The sequence below is a fragment of the Pseudomonas sp. PDM27 genome (genome assembly GCF_019219205.1).
Taxonomy (GTDB): Bacteria; Pseudomonadota; Gammaproteobacteria; order Pseudomonadales; family Pseudomonadaceae; genus Aquipseudomonas; species Aquipseudomonas laurylsulfatiphila.
In genome coordinates this window covers 59,126-78,194 of the sequence record NZ_JAHUWF010000001.1, presented here as the reverse complement: position 1 = coordinate 78,194, position 19,069 = coordinate 59,126, and the positions used below count along the sequence as shown (strand labels likewise).

Sequence of the window (19,069 nt, the reverse complement as noted above, 5' to 3'; positions counted from 1 at the left end):
CAGCCAATCACTTGCCGGCTTTCTTCTTCGCCGCCGGTTTGCTGCTCGCCTTCGGCCTGGCCGTTGCTTTCCCGGCACCCTTGCTGCCCAGGCTACGCTTGAGCAGCTCGGTCAGGTCAATGACATCCGCCGTTTTACGTAGCTCTTCACCCGAGGCGGTTTCGACGTCTTCAATCTTGCCTTCATGGGCCTTCTTGTCCACCAGGGCCATGATCTTGTCCTCGAAACCATCCCGATAGTCTTGCGGCGACCATTGGGCACTCATGTCCTCCACCAGGCGCCTGGCCATGTCCAGTTCGCCCTTGGCCAGTTCCGGCCGGGTCACTTCGCTGCCCAGCGCCAACTCATCGAGGCTTCGGACTTCTGCCGGCCAGCGCAGCATCACCAGCACCAGCGCCGACTCCAGGGGCATCAGCGCGGCCAGGTGCTGGCGGGTATGCAGTACCACATGGGCGAGGGCGACCTTGCCGGTTTTGCTCAGGGTTTCGCGCAGCAGGGCATAGACCTTGCCGCCGCGCTTGTCGGGTGCCAGGTAGTAAGGCGTGTCGATGTTCTGCAAGGGAATCTGCTCGCCGTCGACAAAGGAAAAAATGTCGATGGTCTGGGTCGAGAGCGGGTGCGCGCTGCGGATCTCCTCCTCACTGAGCACCACGTACCGGCCTTTTTCGTATTGCACGCCCTTGACGATGTGCTCCTTGGTGACTTCCTTGCCCGTGACCTTGTTGACACGCTTATAGCCCACCGGGTCCATGCTGCGGCTGTCGAGCCAATCGAAATCGACGCCCTGGGAAGACGTTGCCGAGACCAGCGCCACGGGGATATGCACCAGTCCGAAGCTGATTGCGCCTTTCCAGATTGCCCGTGCCATGGTCGTCTACTCGCGAGTGATGTTCAGGTGACCTGCGGCCTCGAACAAAAGTTTCCGTGGCCTGTGGGGCCGTTCCTTTAATCGGATCAACGTCGTGTTACATCTTGCCGGGGAGGTTTTTGTTAACAAATACGAACCCCGGGCGTAGCGTGGTATCGAAGTCCTTATCCACGTGACGCAGCGAGGCCCTCCCATGAACCGATACCTGTCTGGCGCCCTTGCGCTGGCCTTGAGTGCCATGCTGGTGCCACTGGTCCAGGCCGACACCTCCGCTTCGTTGCACATGGTCCAGAACCTGCCGGGCAGCACCAACAACAACCCTTACAGCAGCCCGATCAACCGGGCCAATCCCAACAGCATGCAAGGCACCCGACCCAGTGCGCCGGCCATTCGCGGGCCCAATACCGTGCCGGTCCCGCGCCCGCCGACACTGGACAACGGCGGCATCGGTAATCGCTATCCCGAGCGGAGCGCTCCCGCCAGCCCCCCGACATTCATTCCCAACCCTGCGCCACGAGACGCCGGCACCGGCAACCGTTGAGTGGCCGGCATGAGCTGTGCCCAGTGTTTTTTCCAGGCCTCATGATCATCAGAAAAGGAGTCTGCATGTTGCGCAAGAACCCATTGGCAATCCTCTGTGCCGGCGTATTGATGACCGCCACTGTCCCTGTGCTTGCCGCGCCCCCCCAGACAATGAAAAGCGAAGAAGGCACACTTGAGGTGACCACCGTCGTGAAGGGGCTGGAGCACCCCTGGGCGTTGGCATTTCTGCCGGATGGTAAAAGCATGCTGGTCACCGAGCGGCCCGGCAACCTGCGGCTGGTCACCGCCGACGGCAAGCTGTCGGCACCGCTCAATGGCGTGCCAACCGTCTGGGTCAAGGGGCAGGGCGGCTTGCTCGACGTCGCGTTGTCACCCGATTTCAAACAGGACCGGATGGTCTATCTGTCCTATGCCGAAGGGGGTGGAGAGGACAACAAGGCCGGTACGGCGGTGGGGCGCGGCCGGCTCTCCGACGATCTGACGGCGATCAAGGATTTCCGGGTGATCCTGCGCCAGGAACCCAAACTCTCGGAAGGCAACCATTTTGGTTCGCGGCTGGTGTTCGATCGCGACGGCTATCTGTTCGTGACGCTGGGGGAAAACAATGAGCGCCCGACCGCCCAGGACCTCGACAAGCTGCAAGGCAAAGTGGTGCGAATCTACCCGGACGGCACGGTGCCCAAGGACAACCCCTTTGTCGGCCAGGCCAACGTGCGCCCGGAAATCTGGTCCTACGGGCAGCGCAACCCGCAAGGCGCGGCGCTCAACCCGTGGAACGGCACGCTGTGGGAAAACGAACACGGCCCTCTGGGCGGCGATGAAATCAACATCATCGAGCGTGGCAGGAATTACGGCTGGCCGCTGGCGACCCATGGCATCAACTACTCCGGTAAACCGATTCCCGAAGCCAGGGGTGAAACCGTCGAAGGTACCGTTGCCCCGAACCATGTCTGGGAAAAGTCCCCGGGCCTGAGCGGCATGGCGTTCTACGATGCCGATCGGTTCAAGGCCTGGCAACGCAATGTGTTCATCGGCGCGTTGGTCAGCCAGGAGCTGATTCGTCTCGAGTTCAATGGCGACAAGGTGGTGCACGAGGAGCGCTTGCTCGGGACGTTGAGAAAGCGCATTCGCGACGTTCGGCAGGGGCCGGATGGGTATTTGTATGTGTTGACCGATGAAGAGGAGGGTGAATTGTATAAAGTCGGTTTGAAGTGAATCTCACACGCCGCCTTCGCGAGCAAGCCCGCTCCCACAGGGGGAATGCATTTCAAGTGTGGGAGCGCGAAGGCGGTGGGAGAACCCCACAGAAGTAGCGACTACTTCTGTCCATACACAATCACAGCTGCCCTCAATTTGTCCCGGCCAAAGCTGCACATCTTCTCGAACTCCCCATGGCTGACCGGCAGGTGCTGGCAGTCCATGGCCTGGCGATGCTGGCTGTGGTCCACATCGGGATCGTGCAGATAGACAAATTCTTCATCGCAATCGGTCACTATCACCCAGTGCGGCGATTTGGAGCGGGTCAGGCGATAGCTGCTGATCAGCACCAACGGTTGCCCGCCATGCTCCAGCAGTTGCGCAAGATCCAGCGGCCCGCCGATCTCGCACACGACGTCACTGGCAAGCAGCTGCGCGGTGAACTCCTCGTGCACCAGGCGCATTACGTCTTTTTTATGCTCATCGCGCACCCCGTCAAGGAACAACGGCCCGGCTTTGCTCAGTTGCAGGCGCACCCGAAACTCGCGGCGCCAGGCCGCCAATGCCAGGCCTTGCGGGCTGCAACCACCGTGGCCGGAGGTCATGAACACGGTGGTTGCCTCGCGCCAGATTTGCAGTTCTTCACGCCGCTCCAGCAAACGCCCCGGCTGCAACGCGCCCATGGCCATGAGCAGGCAGGCCGGACCGCAGGTGAAATCGGTGGTCTGTGGGTAGTAGGGCACTTGGATATTGCGTGATTCGCGGTGCTGGAGGATGCGTTTTTCCAGGCGCAACGCATCGGCGTGGTCCTGATAATAGTCGTGGATCAGGGCAAAGCGCCGGTAGCCGTTACGTTCATACAGGGCAATCGCCGCCGGATTGTCGAGACGCACCTCCAGACGCAAATAGGCGCAATCTTGTTCCAGGGCAATGGCTTCGGTGCGCTCGAGCAGTTGCTTGCCCAGGCCATTGCCCCGCGCCTGTGCCGCGATGGCGATCGAATAGAGACGCGCCAGCGACGTACCGCGGTGGAAAAGCACCAGGGCGTAGCCCAGCAGATGCTCGCCGCGCTGGGCCACGAGCAGTTGCCCGTTGGCGCGGCTGATCATCCATTGAAAGCTGCGACTGTTGAGCCGGTCGGTGGTAAAGCATTGCTCTTCAAGTTGCAGCAGTGCGGGTAAGTCTTCTATTGCTGCCAAACGAAAAACTGTATTCATAATGACCGCCGTAAAAGTTGCGTAACGAAACGGGACTTTCGAAAAAGTTCGTGCTTAATAGGAAAGGTCTTGTTCTCCAACGGATCAATCACTATGTCAGCGGTACAAGGTCATTGGCGCGAAGTATCCGAGCAAACTTTGCCGACAGCAATCACTTCGGCAACTTATTTAAATGACTCCAATAAAACTTCCAGCCAGTTGATTATCATCGTCGAACGCAAGGAAGACTGGGCCTCCTATTTTCCCAGCGAAGACATCGTCACGGCCCAGGAGTATCTGGAACAAACCCGCGACAATGAGCAGGGCAAGCGCGTGCAGGTCATCAACCTGTGCCGCAGTTACAAGTACCTGGGGCACGGTTACTACTGCTCGCTGCTGGCTGAAGCCCGTGGGCACAAGGTCATTCCGTCGGTGCGAACCATCAGCGAACTGACCCGCAAATCCCTTTATGGCCTGGCCCTTGACGACCTGGATAAAACCCTGGAAAAAGCGCTCAGTCATCATGTCTACAGTGACACCGAAGGGTTTACCCTGACGTTGTATTTCGGCAAGACCAATATTGAACCCTTGCAGGATCTGGCCAGGCAATTATTTGAAGTGTTTGCCTGTCCGATCTTGTTAGTTGAATTTCGCCGAACTAACGGTTGGCATATCGAAGGTATAAAGTCGGGTGCGTTGCACAAGTTGCGGGAGGATCAGGAAGATCAATTTGCCCACTCCCTCGACAGTTTCAGTCGCAAGATCTGGCGACTGCCGCGCTCACGACGGCTGGCCCGCTACGACCTGGCCATCCTGCACGATCCTCAGGAAGCCCTGCCACCGTCGAATGCCAGGGCGCTGGACAATTTCGTCCGCGTCGGCAGGACTCTGGGTATCGATGTCGAACTGATCGAGCGCAAGGACTATGCGCGGATCGCCGAATACGACGGCCTGCTGATCCGCGAGACCACCAGCGTCGACAACCATACTTATCGCTTCGCCAAGAAAGCCGAGAGCGAAGGGCTGGTGGTGATGGACGACCCGACGTCGATCCTGCGCTGCACCAACAAGGTGTATCTGGCCGATCTGCTCAAGAGTCATCAACTGGGCATGCCCGCCACTGAAATCCTCTACAAGGAGCGACCGGAAGACTTTGAACGGGTGGGCGAACGACTGGGCTTTCCGCTGGTGTTGAAGATCCCCGACGGTTGTTTCTCCCGGGGTGTGATCAAGGTCGAGAGCCAGCAGGCGTTGCTCGAAGCCACCGCCGAACTGTTCGAACACTCGGTGCTGTTGCTGGCCCAGGAGTTCTTCTACACCGAGTACGACTGGCGCATTGGTGTGCTCAACCGCAAGCCGATCTTTGCCTGCCAGTACTTCATGTCCAAGGGCCACTGGCAAATCTACAACCACAAGGCCAAGGGCCAGGACATCAACGGTGAATGCCGCACCCTGGCGGTTCACGAAGCGCCGCGAGCGGTGGTGGAACTGGCGGTGAAGACGGCCAACCTGATCGGCGATGGCCTCTACGGGGTCGACCTCAAACAGTCCGGCGACAAAGTGGTGGTGATCGAGGTCAACGACAACCCGAACATGGACGCCGGCATCGAAGACGCCTACCTGCAGGACGATCTGTACAAGCTGGTGCTGGAGGAGTTCGTTCGGCGCCTGGAGCTTAAGCGTCGCGGCCAGGCCTGGTGAAGCAGCGATGATCAAGAGTTTTCAGTTGAGCGGTGGAACGCTGCAGGCCGTCGAGCGACTGGACGCCGAGGTGATGCTGTTCAGTGACCCCGATGCGGCCGAGCGCGACCTGCTGCACAGTCATTTCAAACTCGACGAACACGCCTTGGCCTCGGCGCTGGACCCTGACGAGGTGTCGCGCATCGAGTTCCATCCCGACAACCTGTTCCTGATCTGGAAGCGTCCGGACAGTTACTCCGGTGCCGACAACCTGGGGTTCCAGGTGTCATCCTGTGGCCTGCTGTTTTCTCCGGGGCGCTTGCTGGTGATCGCCACCGATGACGCACCGCTCAACGGGCTCGGCAGGCGCCAGGCGCTCGACACGCCACTGGATGTCCTGCTCGATCTGCTGTTCAACAACATCCACCACTATCTGGGGCACTTGAAGGTGATCAAGCTGATCGCCCGGGAATTGCAGCAGAAATTCAACGCCTCGATGCAGAATCAGCACCTGATCCAGATGTTCAACCTCAGCGAAAGCCTGATCTATTACATCAATGCGATTCACAGCAATGGCGCGGTCCTGAACCGACTGCGAAATCATGCGCAAAAGCAGGGCTTCAACGCCGAGGCCATCAGCCTGATCGATGACCTGATCATCGAGAACAACCAGTGTTACAAGCAGGCGGAAATCTATTCGACGGTGTTCTCCGGCCTCATCGACGCCCGGGGCAACCTGATGAACAACAGCATGAACAACCTGCTGCGCAAGCTGACCTTGATCAACGTGGTGTTTTTGCCGTTGAACCTGATTGCGAGCATCGGCGGCATGTCCGAGTTCAGCATGATGACGGCGGGAACGCCGTGGTGGGTTTCGTACCCCTTGCTGCTGTCGACGATGATGATCGGGGCGGGGGCGATGGTAGTGGGGCTCAAGCGGTTGGCGAAGTGACGGTGGTGCAGGTCAATCCCTGTGGGAGCGAGCCTGCTCGCGAAAGCAATTTCAGCTTCACCACAGGGGACCGGGTCAGATTTGCCGAGTCGCGGCCGCCAATCTCTTACGATCCTGAACCCCGCGTACCACCAGATACAACAACGGCCCAACCGACACAAACACAGCGGTGATCAATAGATAGGGCACCACCGTAAGCGCCGAACGCCCGCGCTTTCGCGCATCCCGGTACATCCAGATACCCGCCAGCGTCGCCAGCAGGTAAAGATCGATCACCACTTGCGCAGTGTCGGGACGTGACATCAGGCTGATGCCGAAGTCGATCAGCGATTGTTCGGCCTGGAGCATCACCGAAAGGGTATAGCCGGCAAAGGCGATCAGGGCGATAAGGGGCAGGGCAATGGCATTCATGTGTTCCTTCCTTGGGCAATGACTGGAATCGGCAGCCTAGAGGGATCTGCATAAATTTGCCATTGACTTGCCATCAACGCCCGGCTAATTTCGAGCCATGACTTCCACCGTATTGCGCTGCCAGCCAAGCATTATTACCGCCATTCCTCATCTGGCGGGCTAGCTCACGACTGCAGCACCCAACCCGCCCTCGAGGCGGGTTTTTACTTTCTGTCTCCTGGGCCCCGATCAATGTCAGGAGACGACCATGAGTTTTACAACCGACCAGCAAGCCCTGCTTGAAGGCTACGTCAAAAAAATCCTTGCCGCGCCGGTGTATGAACTGGCGGTGCGTACGCCGTTGCAAGCGGCACCGGCCTTGTCCGAGGCACTGGGCAACCAGATCCTGCTCAAGCGCGAAGACCTGCAACCGACCTTTTCCTTCAAGATCCGCGGCGCCTACAACAAGCTGGTGCAACTGAGCGACATGCAAAAGGCTCGCGGCGTGGTCACGGCTTCTGCCGGCAATCATGCGCAGGGTGTGGCGCTGGCGGCGCGGGAGTTGGGGATCGGCGCCACCATCGTAATGCCTTGCACGACGCCGCAATTGAAGGTGAACGGGGTTCGCAGCCGGGGCGCCGATGCGGTTTTGCATGGCGAAAGTTTTCCGTTTGCACTGGCCTATGCACTGGAGTTGGCCGGGGAAAGCGGTCGCACCTTTGTATCGCCCTTTGACGATCCGGATGTGATCGCGGGCCAAGGCACGGTGGCCATGGAAATCCTGCGTCAGCATCAAGGTCCGCTGGATGCGATCTTCGTGCCGGTGGGGGGCGGGGGACTGATCGCCGGCATCGCCGCTTACGTCAAATACTTGCAGCCGCAGGTGCGCATCGTCGGCGTCGAGTCGGAGCATTCGGCGTGCCTGCAAGCCGCGTTGCTGGCCGGTGAGCGAGTCATCCTGCCCAAGGTCGGCACCTTTGCCGATGGAGTGGCGGTGGCGCAGATCGGCGCTTACGGTTTTGAGGTCTGCCGGTTTTGCGTTGATGAGGTGGTGACGGTCAGCAATGACGAGCTTTGCGCCGCCATCAAGAATATCTACGACGATACCCGCTCGATCACCGAACCTTCCGGTGCGCTGGCCGTGGCCGGAATCAAGCAGTACGTGGCACGCAGCGGGGCCCGCGGTCAGACCCTGGTGGCCATCGACTCCGGTGCCAACATCAATTTCGACAGCCTGGGGCATGTGGCCGAGCGCGCTGCGTTGAGCGGCGCGCCGGCATGACCCTGGTGCAGGCCAATAGCAGATGCCCGGGTTATTCCTGAATGGCCTTCTCGACCTTGTTCGACGCCGACCAGATTCGGTAGCGCACTTCGATGTCCTTGGGTACGTACAGCACGAGCGGCAGCTTGCTGTTGTAACGCAGCAGGAAGCCGTCACCGACCACCGGCACAAAATCCTGTTTGCTCGTGCCGTCCGGGCAGGCCATCAGCGTGCTCATCGGGCCAATGACTTTGTCCAGGCGATAGAAGGGGTAGCCCCAACCCTCGAGGTTTTTCTCTTCGAGAATGCCGCCCAGACGCGGGCGGTTGCAATCCACGGCCATGGTTTTGCCGGCCAGGATCTCGACCTGGAAGTCGTCTTCCCGCGGCTGTGGCGCGAGGTGAATCACTTGGCGGGTAAAACCGCTCTCGGCCTTCGGATAGGGCGCGGTGTCTTCGAGTTTGGCGGCGTGCGCCACGCTGGCAAGGCTGAGTGCGAACAGCGCTGCGCAAGCGTTAACGGTCAAAGAATTCATGATGCCTCCTTGCTTGAAGTGAAGGGCGGCATTTTCACTGTCGAGTGGTACGAATGCAAATCCGTGGCGCCCAGCGTGCAAATTGCAGGGGGCGCCAGGGGCGTATAATGCAAGCTGCACGGCAGGTTTTACAGGTGACAGGCCTAAACCCTTGAATTGCCGATGAACTGCGCTCCGAGATCCGGGGTATGTTTTATGCTGTAGCTGTCCTTGAAGCTTGCCGAGCTTTTATATGAGAGCGCATACGAGCGAGCGTTGATGTTGATTGGCAGTCTCACAAAGGAGAAGGTCGCCATGTTTCTTTCTGCCTTGGAACTTCGCAATATCATCGAAGCCAGCTTTTTACCCAAACGTTGCGAGTGCACGTTGTCACCAGATCTGTCGATGACCGTGAAGATCTATGCCGACGGGCAAACCGATCAGCTCGATCTGATGGTCACCGGCATCGATGCCTCCGGACTCAATGGTTGTCGGGAAATAAACGAGTTGATCGCCCAACTGCGTTCCAGACAGCATCACGTAGCAGTAGAACCACACTCGATGCTGGGCAGGGCGCTTTAACCAGCAGTTTCGAGCTCCACCGACACGCGCCGGGTCTGGAAGAACGCCAGGCCCAGCGCCAGTTCAAGCCCGACAGCCAGCAACATGCCCGGCCCGACATGGCCGGCGAGCCATTCGGCAAAACCCAGCACGGCCAATCCCCAGCAGCCGACGACGAAGCCGAGGCTCAGCGCATTGCGGGTTGCACAAGGGGGCGCGTTGCGGACCAGGTAAGAGATCACGCTAAACGCTGCGAACAGCACGGCGGTGCGGCGCGCGACCAATCCGGCCACGAATGAAAATTCGATCCCCCACAGCGACAGTAGCCACTGAGGTGCCAAACCCCAGACCAGGCTCAGCAAAAGGCATAAGGCAGCGGTAAACATCGACAAGGTGCGAAACGAAAACTGCATGGCCAATCCTTGCGGGCAGTGAGGGAGGCGCTAGAGCATAGCGCCACGGCCCTCAAAGGAATACCGCCAGGTGTCAAATCAGACGTTTCGGTCAGCCTTGGTTCTCGCAGGCGTCGGAAAGTTTACGGTAGGTGATTTCTGCGGCTTTCCCCGTTTCATCGAGGTACTTCATGTCGGCCTTCACCACCTTGCACTCCAGGGTGTCCGGCTCGGTCAGTGAAATCACTTTGCTGACATGCAATGGCATGCCGTAGTGGTAGGGCACGGCCTGAGAAGTAGCGGTGTCATTGGCCTGGGCCAGGCCGGCAAACGCGGTGCAGGCGAGGGCGGCGGTAACCAGCAAGGTGCGAGTGTTCATCAGCGATCTCCAGTGCGTACGGGAAGTCAGTTCGATGTGTGGCTTGTCGAACCTGCCGCACCGGGCGTCAGAACAGTCTGAGGGCGTGCGGTCCAGTGAAGTGTTGGACCGCACGGTTAAACGAGGGTTAACCCGGCTGAACGCCGCCTGTCGCGAAGGCGCGATCCTGTGTATCAGTTAAGACCATCGCGAGCAGGCTCGCTCCCACATTGCCCGAGCGTCGACACGAATGTCATGAACGACCCGCAACCCTGTGGGAGCGAGCCTGCTCGCGAAGAGGCCCTCGAAATCAGCGCAGATCCAACTGCTCCCGATAAGGCAGATCCGGCCCGGTCTTGCTGCACGTCAACGCCGCCGCCTGCACCGCGAACTTCAGCATGCCGTCAATCTGCTCGCGGCCAAGTTGTTTTACACCTTCCACCGAATCCAGTTGCTGCTCGGTCAACCAGGCAATCAACGCCGCTTGAAAGGTATCCCCTGCGCCCACGGTGTCGGCGATTTTTACCGCGCAGGCCGGAGTCGACCACGAGCCGTGAGCCCGGCTGAACACGCTCGCGCCTTCGCCACCCCGGGTCAGGAACACCAACTGGCAGCGATGCTGCATCCAGCCCTCGATCACTTGCGCCGGGTCCTGGCCTGGGTACAACAGATGCAGGTCCTCGTCGCTGACCTTGATCAGGTCGGCCAATTCCACCAGCAGCGCGATCCGTTTACGCCACCGTTCAATGTCCGGTTCCGGGTTCAGGCGCACGTTCGGGTCGAGGCTGATCAGGCGATTGCCACTTTCCCGGCGCACCAATGCCAACAGGGTGTCGGCGATCGGCTGCACCACCAGGGAAAACGATCCGATATGCAGGCCACGCACTTCAGGCCCGAGTGCCGGCAGGTGCTCCGGCTGCAACTGTCGATCGGCGCAGCCTTCGCCACGGAAGCTGTATTGCGGCGAGCCATTGGCACCCACGGCGACCATCGCCAGGGTGGTCGGCGCGGCGAAATCCAGCAGGAAGTCCTGGCGCACACCTTCATCCCGCAGCACCTGCAACAGGCGCCGGCCCAGGTAGTCGGTGGACAACCCGGCCAACAGCGCCGAATCCACGCCCAACCGGCGCAATCCCACGGCCACGTTGAACGGCGAGCCACCGGCGATGGCTTTGAAGTTCACTTTGGACGCCAGACCGCCGGCGTCGTCTTCACTGAAAAAATCGAACAGCGCTTCGCCACACACCAGGTACATAGTTGTTCACTCTTCAAAGGGTTGCGACATGCTGTCGATAGCGTTCATAAGCCTGCTGACTGGCTCGTACATTGTCGGCGACCGGCAGGGTTTCACTGGTCGGGTCGAGTTTCACGCAGCGCTCGCACAGGTCCGCCAGGCTGAGTTCGTTGCCGTTTGCCCGGAATACGCACCAGGCCGCCTGGATCGCCGCACCCAGGGCCGCGGCCTCGCTTTGTTCCGTGCAGATCACCGGGGTATTCATGGTATCGGCGACGATCTGCCGCCACACCGCGCTTTTCGAACCACCCCCGATCAGCCGAATGCTGCGGCTTTGTAAGCCATTGTGGCGCAGCAGGTCCAGTCCGTAACGCAAACCGAATGTCGTGCCTTCGACCACCGCGCGGCACAGGTTGGCCCGGGTCAGGTTGCTCATGGTCAGGCCCGACAGGCTGCCGCTGGCATGGGGCAGGGCGGGCACCCGCTCGCCGTTGAAGAACGGCAACATGCTCACGCCTTCGGCACCGATGGGCGCTTGGGCAACCAGTGCATTGAACTGATCGATGTCGAGGTCCAGCAGGTCGCGAACCAGGCCGGTGGCATTGGTCAGGTTCATGGTGCAGATCAATGGCAACCAGCCGCCACTGGAAGAACAGAAGGTGGCGACTGCGCAATCCGCGGCGACGTTCGGCCGGTCGGCGTAGGCGTACACAGTGCCTGACGAGCCGAGGCTCATGGTGATTGCACCGGGCTGGATATTGCCGGTGCCGATGGCCCCCATCATGTTGTCGCCGCCGCCACTGGACACCTGGGCCCGCGGATTGATGCCCAGGTGTTGGGCAATGTCCGGCAGAATCGTGCCGACCGCCTGGTGCGCGTCGATCAGCTCGGGTAGCGCCGCTTGCAGGCGTCCGCTGGGGTCGATGTCGCGCAACAATTGCAAATCCCACTGCCGGGTACGCACATTGAAATACCCGGTGCCCGAGGCATCACCGTATTCGCTGCAACTGCGGCCGGTGAGCCAATGGTTGAGGTAGTCGTGGGGCAGCAGGATACGGGCGATCCGGGAAAACACCTCGGGATGCTGCTCTTTGGTCCAGAGCAGTTTGGACAGGGTATAGCCCGGCGCGATGACCACGCCGAGGCGTTCCAGCGAAGCCTTTTCGCCGCCGAGGTGGGCCAGGAGACGGTCATTCTCCGGCGTGGTTTCGGTGTCGCACCAGAGCTTGGCCGGACGCAGCACCTGGCCCTGATCGTCGAGCAGCACCAGGCCATGTTGCTGGCCGGACACGCCAATGCCGAGGATCGACTGGCCATCGACCCTGGCCGCGAGCAACGCGCGGCGGGTGGCCGTGGCGAAGGCTTCCAGCCACTGATGGGTGTCCTGTTCGCGACGGCCATTGGCCGCGCTGATCAGGCTGTGGCTGGCCGCGCCCTGGCCGAGCACTTCACCACTGACCGCGTCGAGGATGATGGCCTTGGTGCCCTGGGTGCCGCAGTCGATGCCGAGGAAGAGTTGTCGGGTTGTCATGCAAGATCCTTCGATATCAGTAGACCCTCTTCGCGAGCAGGCTCGCTCCCACAGGAGATCTTCAGTGGACACACATGTTGTGCTCGACGGATATCCATGTGGGAGCGAGCCTGCTCGCGAAGAGGGCAGTTGTCACACCACCGTCCTTACGCCAACACCCGCTCCAGCGTCCGCGACACCCCCACCTCGCGCAAACTGTTGCAGCACCACTCGAACGCCGCGACAAACTCCGCCGAGCGGGGTATCGCCGTACCAAAAATCTCTTCGACAGCCAGCAACCGCTGGGTGATCAGCACATCATCGACCACCAGCGCCTGGCAGAACTCGGCACGAGGATCGGGAATGCTGTACGTGTCGCCATGTTCATCCACGCCCTTCAGATACAAGGCCCACGCCGCCACCACCAAGGCCGCGCGTTTGGTCTCGCGGCCATCGGCGATCAGGCGGTTGATGGTCGGCACGGTGAATTTCGGAAACTTCGACGAACCGTCCGAACACACCCGTTCGAGCTGGTCGGCAATCGCCTGATTGGAGAAGCGCGCCACCAGGGTGTTCTTGTACTCGGTCAGGTCGATTCCCGGCACCGGGGCCAGTTGCGGCGTCACGTCCAGGTCCATGTAGGCGCGCATATAGCGCACGAACAGCGGATCGTTCATGGTTTCGTGGACGAAACGGTAACCCTTCAGGAACCCCAGGTAGGTCAGCGCCAGATGGCTGCCGTTGAGCAGCTTGATCTTCATGTCTTCGTAGGGCGTGACGTCGTCGGTGAACTGCACGCCGACCTTTTCCCAGGCCGGGCGACCGTTGACGAACTTGTCTTCCAGCACCCATTGCACGAAGGGTTCGCAGACCACCGGCCAGGCATCGTCTACCCCGTGCTGGTCCGCCAGTTGCAGGCGGTGTCGGGTGCTGGTCATCGGCGTGATGCGGTCAACCATGGCGTTGGGGAAACTGACGTTGGCGGCGATCCAGTCGCGCAGGGGGCTGTCGTGCAAGGCGGCGAAGGCCAGCAGGGCTTTGCGGGTGACGGCGCCATTGTGCGGCAGGTTATCGCAGGACATCAGGGTGAAGGCCGCTGTGCCCGCGGCGCGGCGCCTGGCCAGTGCGGCACAGAGCAAGCCGAACACGGTCGTTGGCGTGTCGGGGTGCGCGAGGTCATGCTGGATCTGCGGCAAGTGCGCCATGAACTCACCGGTGCTGTCGTCGATGCAGTAACCGCCTTCGGTGATGGTCAGCGAGACGATGCGGATCTGGGGGCTGGCCAGTTTGTCGATCAATGCCCGGGTGTCGTCTTCGGCCAGCAACATGTCGGTGATGGCCCCGATCACCCGCACTTCGGTATCGTCGCCATCGCCGAGCTCGAACAGGGTGAACAGGTAATCCTGATCCTTGAGATCGTCACGGGCGCGACGGTCCTCGGCACGCAGGCCGATACCGCAAATGGCCCAGTCCAGGCCTTCTCCGGTGTTCATCAGCGCATCGGTGTAAAACGCCTGGTGGGCGCGATGGAAACCGCCGACGCCGATGTGCGCAATGCCTTGACGGGTATCGTCCAGCGCGTAGGCGGGCAGGGTCACTCCGGGCGCGAGGCGGCTGAGGTTCTGTTTATTGAGTTTCATCACAGTCTCTCTGGGATCAGGCAGCAACGCGCAACGGGCGGGTCAACGCCACGCCGTCGGCATCGAATAAATGGCAGTGTTGCGCGTCCAGGTGCAGGCTCAGGGTTTCGCCGTAGCGGCTGGCCAGATCGCCGCGAACGCGCAGGGTCAGGGCTTCGCCGGAGGAAGTCCGGACGTGGCAGAACGTGTCGCTGCCCAGGCGTTCGCTGACATCGGCGGTGACCTGCAAGGTGCAGTCGCCGGGCTTGGCCAGTTCCAGATGCTCCGGGCGAATGCCCAGGGTCACTGCGCTGCCGACGCTCAGATGGGATCCGCTCAAGGGCAGGCTGATGCGGGTTCCGGCCTCCAGTTGCACTTCGCAGCCCTGGCTGTCGACGCGGCTGACCTTGCCCTTGAGGAAGCCCATTTTCGGCGTGCCGAGGAAACCGGCGACGAACAGGTTGGCGGGCTGGTGGTAGAGATCCAGTGGCGAGCCGACTTGCTCGATCTTGCCGCCGTTGAGCACAACCACTTTGTCGGCCATGGTCATGGCTTCGACCTGATCGTGGGTGACGTAGATCATCGTCGCTTGCAGGTCTTTGTGCAGGCGCAGCAATTCCAGGCGCATCTGTACGCGCAGGGCCGCGTCGAGGTTGGACAGCGGTTCGTCGAACAGGAAAATTTTCGGGTTGCGCACGATGGCCCGGCCGATCGCCACGCGCTGGCGCTGGCCGCCGGACAGTTGCTTGGGCTTGCGCTCCAGCATCGGCCCCAGTTCGAGGATGCGCGCCGCTTCGCTGACCTTTTTCTCCACTTCGGCTTTCGCTACGCCCGCCAGGTCGAGGGCGAACGACATGTTCTTGCGCACGCTCATGTGCGGGTACAGGGCGTAGGTCTGGAACACCATCGCCAGGTCGCGCTTGGCCGGGCTCACTTCGGTGATGTCGCGGCCGTCCAGTTCGATGGTGCCGCCGCTGACCTCTTCGAGCCCGGCGATCAGGCGCAGCAGCGTGGATTTGCCGCAGCCCGACGGGCCGACGAAGACCACGAATTCCTTGTCGTTCACTTCGAGGTCGATGCCCTTGATGATGGAAAAACCTTCAAAGCCTTTTTGCAGATTCTTGATTTTCAGGTTGGCCATGGTGGTGGGCCTCCGGTTGTTTTTATTCAGATTGAGCCGGGCAGGCTTTTTGTAGGAGCGAGCCTGCTCGCGATGAACGTTCAGGCGACGCGCTCTTCCAGTCAGCCATCGTTATCGTTCACGTCCATCGCGAGCAGGCTCGCTCCTACAGAGATTCATTTCACAGCGCCGAACGACAGGCCGCGGACCAACTGTTTCTGGCTGATCCAGCCGAAGATCAGGATCGGCGCGCAGGCCAGGGTCGAGACCGCCGACAGCTTGGCCCAGAACAGCCCTTCGGGGCTTGAGTAGGAGGCAATCAAGGCGGTCAGTGGCGCGGCTTTCGACGAGGTCAGGTTCAGCGACCAGAAGGCCTCGTTCCAGCACAGGATCAGCGACAGCAGCACCGTGGACGCCAGGCCACCCTTGGCGATCGGCAGCAATACCCGGAGCATCTCCTGGACCAGCGTTGCGCCATCCAGCCGCGCGGCTTCGAGGATGTCCCGGGGGATGTCCTTGAAGTAGGTGTAAATCATCCAGACCACGATCGGCAGGTTGATCAGCGTGTAGATGACGATCAGCGCGATCCGCGTGTCGAGCAGGCCGAAACTCTTGGCCAGCAGGTAGATCGGCATCAGCACGCCCACCGGCGGCAGCATCTTGGTCGAGAGCATCCACAGCAGCGTGCCTCGGGTGCGCCGGGTTTCGTAGAACGCCATGGAGTAGGCCGCCGGCACCGCGATCAGCAGGCACAGGGCCGTGGCGCTGAAGGAAATCACCACCGAGTTCCAGGCGAAGCTGAAGTAGTCGCTGCGCTCGTTGATGTGCAGGTAGTTCTCCAGCGTCGGCGTGAAGATGAACTGTGGCGGCGTGGCGAAGGCCTCGATTTCGGTCTTGAAGCTGGTCAGTACCATCCAGAAGATCGGGAAGAAGATCAGGATCGCGATGGCCCAGGCCAGCGTACCGAGCAACAGGCTTTGCAAACGACGGGATTGTTGAAGAGTCATGGCAGGCCTCAGGCTTTGTCGGTCAGGTTTTTGCCGATCATCCGCACCAGAATGATCGCCGCGATGTTGGCAATGACCACCGCGATCAAGCCGCCCGCCGAGGCCATGCCGACGTCGAACTGCACCAGCGCCTGGTTGTAGATCAGGTAAGCGAGGTTGGTCGAGGCGTAGCCGGGGCCGCCGTTGGTGGTGGTGAAGATTTCGGCGAACACCGAGAGCAGGAAGATGGTTTCGATCATCACCACCACCGCAATCGGTCTTGCCAGGTGCGGCAGGGTCAGGTGCCAGAAGATCGCGATGGGGCCGGCACCGTCCAGGCGTGCGGCCTCTTTCTGTTCCTGGTCGAGGGACTGCATGGCGGTCATCAGGATCAGGATGGCGAACGGCAGCCATTGCCAGGAGACAATGATGATGATCGACAGCAGCGGGTAGTGCGCCAGCCAGTCCACCGGTTGTGCGCCGAACAGTTTCCAGACGTAGGCGAGGATCCCCGACACCGGGTGGAAAATCAGGTTCTTCCAGATCAGCGCGCCGACCGTGGGCATGATGAAAAAGGGCGAGATCAGCATGACCCGCACGATGCCGCGACCGAAAAACTCACTGGCCTCCAGCAGCGCACTGATCAGCACACCGAACACCACGCTGATCAACAGCACGCTGCCCACCAGCAACAGGGTGTTGGTGGCGCCGGGCAGGAAGCCTGAATCGGTGAGGAAGTAGGTGAAGTTCTCCAGCCCGACGAACGCGTTCTCGCCGGGATCGAGCAGGTTGTAGCGAATGATCGAGAAGTAGAGGGTCATGCCCAGCGGTACGATCATCCACAACAGCAGCAGTGCCACCGAAGGGCTGACCAGAAACCAGCCGGGATTGGTCACGCGGCTTTTGCGCAGGGGTAGGGCAATGTCCATGTGAGCTTTGGCAGTTGATGTATTCATGGCGTTAAACCGTTTGGGTACAGGCAATGAAGTTCAACTGTGGGAGCGAGCTTGCTCGCGATGGCGGACTGTCAGTCGATACAAATGTTGAATTTGACGGCCTCATCGCGAGCAAGCTCGCTCCCACAGTAAGCAGGAGCAGGCTGGTGCGGGTTACTTGGGATACCCCGCGCGCTTCATCTCACGCTCGGTGGTTTGCTGGGCCGCCGCCAAGGCCTGGTCGACCGTGGTCTGGCCGATCAGCGCCGCCGAGAAGGATTTGCCGACCTGGGTGCCTATGCCCTGGAACTCGGGAATGGTCACCAACTGGATGCCGATATAAGGCACCGGTTTCAGCGTCGGCTTGCCCGGGTCCGCGGCCTTGAGCGATTCGAGCGTAACCCTGGCGAACGGCGCCGCACTCATGTAGGCCTCGCTGTAGGTCGAGGCCCGGGTGCCCGGCGGCACGTTGGCGATGCCGTCCTTTTCCGCGACCAGTGCACTGTATTCCCGGGAGGTGGCCCAGGCGCTGAAGGTTTTCGCCGCGTCCTTGGCCTTGGAACTGCTCGGAATGGCCAGCGCCCAGGAATACAACCAGGCCGAGCCCCTGTCAGTGACCTGATGCGGCGCATAGGTGAAACCAACGTGGTCGGCGACCTTGCTCTGGGCCTTGTCGGTGACGAACGAGCCGGCAACGCTGGCATCGACCCAGATCGCGCATTTGCCGCTGTTGAACAGCGCCAGGTTTTCGTTGAAACCGTTGCTCGATGCACCCGGCGGGCCGGATTGCTTCATGGTATCGACGTAGAAGTTCAGCGCATTCTTCCACTCGGGCCCGTTGAATTGCGGCTGCCACTGTTCGTCGAACCAGCGCGCGCCATAGGCATTGGCGATGGTGGTGACCAGCGCCATGTTCTCGCCCCAACCGGCCTTGCCGCGCAGGCAGATGCCGTACTGTTCCTGTCCGGGTTTATTCAGTTTGGCGGCGAACTCGGCGATCTGCTCCCAGGTCGGGCGCTCGGGCATGCTCAGGCCGGCGTCCTTGAACAGGTCGGTGCGGTAATAGGTGATCGAGCTTTCGGCGTAGAACGGCAGGGCGTACAGCGAGCCTTTGACCGACAGGCCTTCGCGCACCGACGGGAACACGTCGTCCAGGGCATAGCTGGCCGGTAAATCCTTCATCGGCTCCAGCCAGCCCTTGGCACCCCAGAGTGCCGCTTCGTACATGCCGATGGTCAGCACGTCGAATTGCCCGCCCTGGGTGGCGATGTCGGTGGTCAGGCGCTGGCGCAGGACGTTTTCCTCGAGCACCACCCAATTGAGCTTGATATCCGGGTGCTGGGCCTCGAAGGTTTTCGAGAGCTTTTGCATGCGGATCATGTCGCTGTTGTTGACGGTGGCGATGGTCAGCGTCTGGGCACCAAGGCTGACGCTGCTGAGGGTCATGCAGGTGAGGGCAAGCAGGGCTTTTACCGAAGGTTGCATCGTGCACTCCTTTTCTGCACCCGTCGGGTTACAGAAGGACAGTTATTGTTTTTGTGTCTTCCGAAGGCAGGAAGAATGTGCACGGATTACAACCTTCAATGGCGGGCTAGACAAATCATCCATCGCACTTTGATCGATACTTTTTTGCACTGAACTTTAGGGGGGTAGACGCAAGGAAGGGGTTTTCAGCGATGGGGCGATATTCAATCCGTACAGGTTTCGAGCTTGGCTACGACCCCTTGTGGGAGCGGGCTTGCTCGCGAAAGCG

At 60.6% G+C, this 19,069-nt stretch carries 19 protein-coding genes; 6 read left to right on the top strand and 13 right to left on the bottom strand.

From position 1 onward, the window contains the following. Positions 1–7 precede the first annotated feature (7 nt). On the bottom strand, positions 8–868 hold the full coding sequence (locus tag KW838_RS00310; protein ID WP_218499985.1) for a Ku protein: 861 nt from the start codon (positions 866–868) through the stop codon (positions 8–10). Between the two features lie 193 nt (positions 869–1,061). On the opposite strand from KW838_RS00310, the gene KW838_RS00305 reads away from it, so the two are divergent. Together KW838_RS00305 and KW838_RS00300 are read left to right on the top strand one after the other, a co-directional pair. Continuing rightward, positions 1,062–1,409: a hypothetical protein gene (locus KW838_RS00305; RefSeq protein WP_218499984.1), complete on the top strand. Its 348-nt coding sequence runs from the start codon at positions 1,062–1,064 to the stop codon at positions 1,407–1,409. A gap of 65 nt (positions 1,410–1,474) precedes the next feature. After that, positions 1,475–2,626 carry a PQQ-dependent sugar dehydrogenase gene (locus KW838_RS00300; RefSeq protein ID WP_218499983.1) on the top strand — a complete coding sequence of 384 codons (1,152 nt, stop codon included), beginning with the start codon at positions 1,475–1,477 and terminating at the stop codon, positions 2,624–2,626. Between the two features lie 101 nt (positions 2,627–2,727). Here KW838_RS00300 and KW838_RS00295 read toward each other — a convergent pair whose 3' ends face one another. After that, the gene (locus KW838_RS00295) at positions 2,728–3,825 is read right to left on the bottom strand and encodes a GNAT family N-acetyltransferase/peptidase C39 family protein (RefSeq protein ID WP_218499982.1); all 1,098 of its coding nucleotides are present in this window, start codon (positions 3,823–3,825) and stop codon (positions 2,728–2,730) included. A gap of 93 nt (positions 3,826–3,918) precedes the next feature. On the opposite strand from KW838_RS00295, the gene KW838_RS00290 reads away from it, so the two are divergent. Both KW838_RS00290 and KW838_RS00285 read left to right on the top strand, forming a co-directional pair. Next, on the top strand, positions 3,919–5,505 hold the full coding sequence (locus KW838_RS00290) for a RimK family protein (RefSeq protein WP_256358684.1): 1,587 nt from the start codon (positions 3,919–3,921) through the stop codon (positions 5,503–5,505). A gap of 7 nt (positions 5,506–5,512) precedes the next feature. Next, positions 5,513–6,436 (top strand): magnesium transporter CorA family protein, encoded by a 924-nt coding sequence (locus tag KW838_RS00285; RefSeq protein WP_218499981.1) that lies wholly within the window; start codon positions 5,513–5,515, stop codon positions 6,434–6,436. A gap of 75 nt (positions 6,437–6,511) precedes the next feature. Here KW838_RS00285 and KW838_RS00280 read toward each other — a convergent pair whose 3' ends face one another. After that, positions 6,512–6,847: a DUF2834 domain-containing protein gene (locus KW838_RS00280; protein WP_218499980.1), complete on the bottom strand. Its 336-nt coding sequence runs from the start codon at positions 6,845–6,847 to the stop codon at positions 6,512–6,514. Positions 6,848–7,094: 247 nt separating this feature from the next. On the opposite strand from KW838_RS00280, the gene ilvA reads away from it, so the two are divergent. Then, a complete protein-coding gene (gene ilvA / locus KW838_RS00275) occupies positions 7,095–8,108 on the top strand; it encodes a threonine ammonia-lyase, biosynthetic (protein ID WP_218499979.1) in 1,014 nt (337 codons plus the stop codon). Positions 8,109–8,139: 31 nt separating this feature from the next. Here the strand turns inward: ilvA and eco are convergent, their stop codons facing one another. Then, positions 8,140–8,622 (bottom strand): serine protease inhibitor ecotin, encoded by a 483-nt coding sequence (eco, locus tag KW838_RS00270; protein WP_218499978.1) that lies wholly within the window; start codon positions 8,620–8,622, stop codon positions 8,140–8,142. A 294-nt stretch (positions 8,623–8,916) separates the two neighbouring features. Here eco and KW838_RS00265 point away from each other — a divergent pair, with 294 nt between their 5' ends. Further along, positions 8,917–9,183 (top strand): DUF1652 domain-containing protein, encoded by a 267-nt coding sequence (locus KW838_RS00265; protein ID WP_102702507.1) that lies wholly within the window; start codon positions 8,917–8,919, stop codon positions 9,181–9,183. Here the strand turns inward: KW838_RS00265 and KW838_RS00260 are convergent. From KW838_RS00260 to KW838_RS00220, 9 genes are all read right to left on the bottom strand, one after another. Further along, positions 9,180–9,575 (bottom strand): hypothetical protein, encoded by a 396-nt coding sequence (locus KW838_RS00260; protein WP_095966704.1) that lies wholly within the window; start codon positions 9,573–9,575, stop codon positions 9,180–9,182. The two genes, KW838_RS00265 and KW838_RS00260, sit on opposite strands and share 4 nt — an antisense overlap. A 91-nt stretch (positions 9,576–9,666) precedes the next feature. Beyond that, the gene (locus tag KW838_RS00255) at positions 9,667–9,933 is read right to left on the bottom strand and encodes a DUF2790 domain-containing protein (RefSeq protein WP_218499977.1); all 267 of its coding nucleotides are present in this window, start codon (positions 9,931–9,933) and stop codon (positions 9,667–9,669) included. 289 nt (positions 9,934–10,222) lie between these two features. Then, positions 10,223–11,167 carry a carbohydrate kinase gene (locus KW838_RS00250; RefSeq protein ID WP_218499976.1) on the bottom strand — a complete coding sequence of 315 codons (945 nt, stop codon included), beginning with the start codon at positions 11,165–11,167 and terminating at the stop codon, positions 10,223–10,225. 13 nt (positions 11,168–11,180) lie between these two features. Then, positions 11,181–12,677, bottom strand: a complete 1,497-nt coding sequence (gene xylB / locus KW838_RS00245) for a xylulokinase (protein ID WP_218499975.1) — start codon at positions 12,675–12,677, stop codon at positions 11,181–11,183. A 146-nt stretch (positions 12,678–12,823) separates the two neighbouring features. Continuing rightward, positions 12,824–14,296 carry a mannitol dehydrogenase family protein gene (locus KW838_RS00240; RefSeq protein ID WP_218499974.1) on the bottom strand — a complete coding sequence of 491 codons (1,473 nt, stop codon included), beginning with the start codon at positions 14,294–14,296 and terminating at the stop codon, positions 12,824–12,826. Between the two features lie 16 nt (positions 14,297–14,312). Further along, complete coding sequence (locus KW838_RS00235) at positions 14,313–15,416, bottom strand: ABC transporter ATP-binding protein (protein WP_218499973.1); 1,104 nt, start codon at positions 15,414–15,416, stop codon at positions 14,313–14,315. A 155-nt stretch (positions 15,417–15,571) separates the two neighbouring features. Next, positions 15,572–16,402, bottom strand: a complete 831-nt coding sequence (locus KW838_RS00230; RefSeq protein WP_095966710.1) for a carbohydrate ABC transporter permease — start codon at positions 16,400–16,402, stop codon at positions 15,572–15,574. 8 nt (positions 16,403–16,410) lie between these two features. Next, on the bottom strand, positions 16,411–17,337 hold the full coding sequence (locus KW838_RS00225) for a carbohydrate ABC transporter permease (protein WP_218499972.1): 927 nt from the start codon (positions 17,335–17,337) through the stop codon (positions 16,411–16,413). A gap of 153 nt (positions 17,338–17,490) precedes the next feature. Continuing rightward, a complete protein-coding gene (locus tag KW838_RS00220) occupies positions 17,491–18,801 on the bottom strand; it encodes a sugar ABC transporter substrate-binding protein (RefSeq protein WP_218499971.1) in 1,311 nt (436 codons plus the stop codon). Between the last annotated feature and the right edge of the window lie 268 nt (positions 18,802–19,069).